The sequence below is a fragment of the Cellulomonas sp. NPDC057328 genome (assembly GCF_042667215.1).
GTDB lineage: Bacteria > Actinomycetota > Actinomycetes > Actinomycetales > Cellulomonadaceae > Cellulomonas.
The window spans coordinates 1-1,583 of record NZ_JBHUZW010000216.1 but is presented as its reverse complement, the minus strand read 5'-3'; the positions used below and the strand labels follow the sequence as shown (position 1 = coordinate 1,583).

Genomic DNA, 1,583 nt, shown 5'->3' with positions numbered 1-1,583 from the left:
CAGCCGCCGCCGTCCGGCGGCGGTCGGCCGGGTCCCGGGGGCGGCAGCGCGTCGTGGTGCTGCCGCCCGTGGGGCCCGTCACCGCCGTCCACGGGGTGCTCGAGGCCGTCAGCGGACGGCACCTGCGGATGCCGACCCGGGGTGGGCGACACGCCCGTCGCACCGGCGGACGCTCGAGTGGTCGGACACACCCGGCACCCGCGGCGCACGGCTCACCGCCGTCGACCGTCCCGCTCACCCGTCCCGCCGTCCGCGCCGCGGCCGGCCCGCACAGATTGCGCACCCACCATGACGACCGACATCGACGACCAGGTCCCTCAGCTCACCGCGACCCTGCAAGCCAAGTGGTACAACTCGATCGTCGCGGCCCTCGGGCTCGTGCCGGCGCAGTTCCAGCTGCTGCAGCCGACCTCTCCGCTCGGCGACACGTCCGACCTGCTGTGGTCGTACTACAACAACCTCCCGCCGAGGACGCTGACGAACGCGTTCAACCCGGGCGGGGGCAACCGGTTCTACGACGCGTACCGGGCCGTGCTGTCGCAGCTCAGCAGCCAGAACGACGGTGCCTTCCGGCGGGACCTCGGCGACAGCTACGACGCGTGGATGACGTACGTCAAGAGCCTGTCGCCGCTGCCGAAGATCACCGACCTGCCCGGCGTCTTCCAGTCGTGGGCCGCGATCTACGCTCCCGACGTCGCGCAGAAGGGGGCGACGGACCTCGCGAACGGGCTGAACGACCCCATCTTCCGCGCGAACATGGCGGTGCAGAACCAGCAGGCGTTCCTCAAGGGCGTGCCCGACTTCTCGCGGACCATCGCCGACCTGCGCAGCGCCGTGCTCGGCGCGACGGGAGGCTCGTTCGACTTCGACTCGACGAAGGAGTCGTCGGACACGAGCTCGACCTGGGCGAAGGGGGAGGTCTCCGGCTTCTGGGACATCTTCACGGGCAGCGCCTCGACGACGTACTCGCACCTGACCGCCAAGGTGGCCGGCTCGCGCGTCACCGTGCAGGGCAGCTTCGACCACGTGCTGACGTTCGACGCGTCCCCGGGCAGCTGGTACGACTCGGGCGCGCTCGGCGCGGCCTTCCACACGCGGGACAACACGCTCTGGAAGCACGGCACGCCCAGCTGGGACAGCACGTTCGGCCCCGCGGGCAACATGAACTGGTTCGCTACCTCGCTCGTCGTCGTCGACGGGATCGAGGCCACGATCACGTCGGCCGCCTCCTACACCTCCGACGACCAGACCGCCGTGCAGGCGAACCTGAAGGCCGGCTTCGTGCCGTTCTTCTCCCTCGGGACCTCCGGCGGGTACTCGAGCGCCGCGCACTTCGACGACCAGGGGCGGATGACCGTCACGATCACGAACCCCGCGGGGAACCCGGTGGTCTTCGGCGCCAACGTCATCGACACCGCGACCTACCTCGGCCGCCACTGAGGTCGCGGCCGACGCCGGTGCCCGCGCCCGGGCGCGGGCACCCGCGGCCCCGCGTCCCCCCGCCCCCCCGTAGCACCCCACCCCGCCCCCGCGGGGGACTCAAGCCCCTAACCGAGTTCGTAACCGAGGACGCCAGGGCGGCG

Annotated in this window: 1 protein-coding gene; it reads left to right on the top strand. The window is 71.9% G+C overall.

Annotated elements, in window-relative coordinates; genetic code table 11:
* The first annotated feature begins 288 nt into the window (after positions 1-288).
* Positions 289-1,440, top strand: coding sequence for a hypothetical protein (locus ACFUMH_RS19070; RefSeq protein WP_378209212.1), 1,152 nt, complete (start codon positions 289-291; stop codon positions 1,438-1,440).
* Positions 1,441-1,583: the final 143 nt, after the last annotated feature.